Annotated in this window: 4 protein-coding genes; all 4 read left to right on the top strand. The window is 66.7% G+C overall.

Annotation, left to right across the window (positions count from 1 at the left end):
• Window positions 1-815: folate-binding protein YgfZ (locus ACE3O8_RS13355; protein ID WP_374390527.1), on the top strand; the 815-nt coding region annotated here is incomplete at its 5' end.
• A complete protein-coding gene (locus ACE3O8_RS13350) occupies window positions 812-1402 on the top strand; it encodes a DNA-3-methyladenine glycosylase I (RefSeq protein WP_374390525.1) in 591 nt (196 codons plus the stop codon). The genes ACE3O8_RS13355 and ACE3O8_RS13350, both read left to right, overlap by 4 nt.
• The gene (locus tag ACE3O8_RS13345) at window positions 1386-1994 is read left to right on the top strand and encodes an HD domain-containing protein (protein WP_374333236.1); all 609 of its coding nucleotides are present in this window, start codon (window positions 1386-1388) and stop codon (window positions 1992-1994) included. Before ACE3O8_RS13350 ends, ACE3O8_RS13345 begins: the two co-directional genes overlap by 17 nt.
• Window positions 1991-2494: a tyrosine phosphatase family protein gene (locus tag ACE3O8_RS13340; protein ID WP_374390523.1), complete on the top strand. Its 504-nt coding sequence runs from the start codon at window positions 1991-1993 to the stop codon at window positions 2492-2494. The genes ACE3O8_RS13345 and ACE3O8_RS13340 overlap by 4 nt, the downstream gene beginning before the upstream one ends.
• The last annotated feature ends 51 nt before the right edge of the window (window positions 2495-2545 follow it).

Below are 2545 nucleotides of genomic sequence, written 5' to 3'. Positions count from 1 at the left end.
TGCGCGACATTGATTTTCGGGCGGGAAGCCTCCCCGGCCGGGCCGTGATTTCGGTCCGGGGGCCGGAGGCCGGGCATTTCCTGCACAACCTGCTGACGGCAGACATCGACCATGTGGCCGAGGGCCAGGCCGCCTATGCCGCCCTGCTCACGCCGCAGGGCAAGATCCTGTTCGACATGCTGGTGGTGAGGCAGGGTGACGGTTACCTGATCGATTGCGCCGCAGGGCAGCGGGCGGAACTCCTGAAGCGGCTGGCGATGTACAAGCTCCGCGCCAAGGTGGAGATCGCGGCGCGGGACGACCTTGCGGTTGGGGTTTCGCCCAGCGATGTCTCCGGCGGTTACCGCGACCCGCGCAGCGGCGACATCGGCTGGCGCATCATCGGCCCGGCCGGAGCGCCCGCCGAGGGCTATGACGCCGCCCGCATCGCGGCGGGGCTGGCGGATTCGGAGGCAGACCTCGGCTCGGGCGAGTTCTTCCCGCACGAGGCCAATCTCGACCAGCTGGGCGGGGTGAATTTCAAGAAGGGCTGCTATGTTGGCCAGGAAGTGGTCTCGCGCATGGAGCATCGCGGGACGGCGCGGAGCCGCATCCTGCCGGTGGTGGTCGACGGCGCCGTGCCGCCCAAGGGGACCGATATCCGTTCCGGCGAGAAGCAGGTGGGCACACTGCTCTCGTCCGCCGGCAACAGGGCGCTCGCCCTCATCCGCCTCGACCGGCTGGCGGAAGCGACTGCCCCACTGCTTGCCGATGGTGCTAGGGTGACGGTCCAGAAGCCCGCTTGGGCGAGATACGACATACCGGGAGCCCCATGAACGCCGTGAAACACGAGGACGGCCTGTGCCGCTGCGGCTGGTGCGGCACGGACCCACTTTATGTCGCCTATCACGACACCGAATGGGGCGTGCCCGAATATGATTCGCGCGCGCTGTTCGAGAAGCTTTTGCTCGACGGCTTCCAGGCCGGGCTGTCGTGGATCACCATTCTCCGCAAGCGCGACAATTTCCGCCGCGCCTTCGACGATTTCGACCCGGTGAAGATGGCGCGCTACAAGCCGGCCAAGCTCGAGAAGCTGATGCAGGATGCCGGCATCGTGCGGAACCGGCTGAAGATCGAGGCCAGTGTCACCAATGCCCAGGCCTATCTGGCGATCCCCGATTTCTCCGCCTATCTCTGGGACTTCCTCGACGGCAAGCCGCTGAACAACAAGATCCGCAGCATGAAGGACATTCCGGCCAAGACGCCGCTGGCCGAGAAGATGTCGAAGGACCTGCAGAAGCGCGGCTTCCGCTTCGTAGGCCCGACGATCGTCTACGCCTTCATGCAGGCCTGCGGGCTGGTGAACGATCATCTCGTCGACTGCCACCGCCACGAGGCCGTGAAGCATGGCGCGCGGCGCTGAGGCCCCGCGCGCCTGGCAGCGCATGCTGTCGGGGCGGCGGCTGGACCTGCTCAACCCCTCGCCGCTCGACATCGAGGTGGAGGACATTGCGCATGGGCTGGCGCGCGTCGCACGCTGGAACGGCCAGACCAAGGGCGACCATGCCTTCTCGGTGGCGCAGCACTGCGTGCTGGTGGAGGAGCTGGCGGTTCACCTCGATTCCTCGCTCGACCGCAAGGCGCGGTTGGCGGCGCTGCTGCACGATGCGCCGGAATATGTGGTGGGCGACATGATCTCGCCGTTCAAGGCGGCACTCGGCCTCGACTACAAGGCTTTCGAGAACCGGCTGCTCGCCGCGATCCACATCCGCTTCGGCCTGCCGGCACAGGGGGCGCAGACGCTCGAGGTGTTCATCAAGAAATGCGACCGCCTCGCCGCCTATCTCGAGGCGACACAGCTCGCCGGCTTCGCGGTGGCGGAAGGCGAGAAGTTCTTCGGCAAGCCAAGGGGCCTCGACGGCGACGCGGCGCAGCGTTTCTTCCGGCTGAAGCCACTGGCCCCCAATGATGCCGCGGCGCTTTACCTCAAGACCTTCAGGAAGCTTGCACCATGATCATCGTCTGCCCGCTCAACAAGGTGCAGCCCCTCATCGACCAGCACCATGCCAAGCACGTGGTGACGCTGCTGGCACCCGACACGCCGCATGACGCGCCGGTGGGCATCACGCCCGGCCGTCATCTGACGCTATATTTCCACGACATCGTGCAGCCGATGGACGGGCATGTGCCGCCCGGTGCTGGCGATGCCGAGACGCTCATCGCCTTTTTCCGGAGCTGGGACCAGAAGGACCCGATGCTGGTGCATTGCTGGGCCGGCATCAGCCGTTCGACGGCGGCGGCCTTCACCGCGCTGTGCATGTTCCGGCCCGAGGCCGACGAGGAGGAGCTGGCGCTTGAACTGCGCAAGGCCTCGCCGTCGGCCACGCCGAACCGGCTGATCGTGTCGCTGGCGGACGAGGTTCTGGGCCGGAACGGCCGCATGGTGCGGGCCATCGAGAAGATCGGCCGCGGCGCGGATGCGTTCGAAGGCACGCCCTTCGTGCTGAGGCCGTAAGGCACTTCACCGCAATCGCTCACCTTCGCCCGGCTTGATCGGGCGATCCTT

Source organism: Sandaracinobacter sp. (assembly GCF_041909755.1).
Classification (GTDB): domain Bacteria; phylum Pseudomonadota; class Alphaproteobacteria; order Sphingomonadales; family Sphingomonadaceae; genus Sandaracinobacteroides.
The sequence above is the reverse complement of the archived record's forward strand: the minus strand, read 5'-3'. Positions and strand labels throughout refer to the sequence as shown.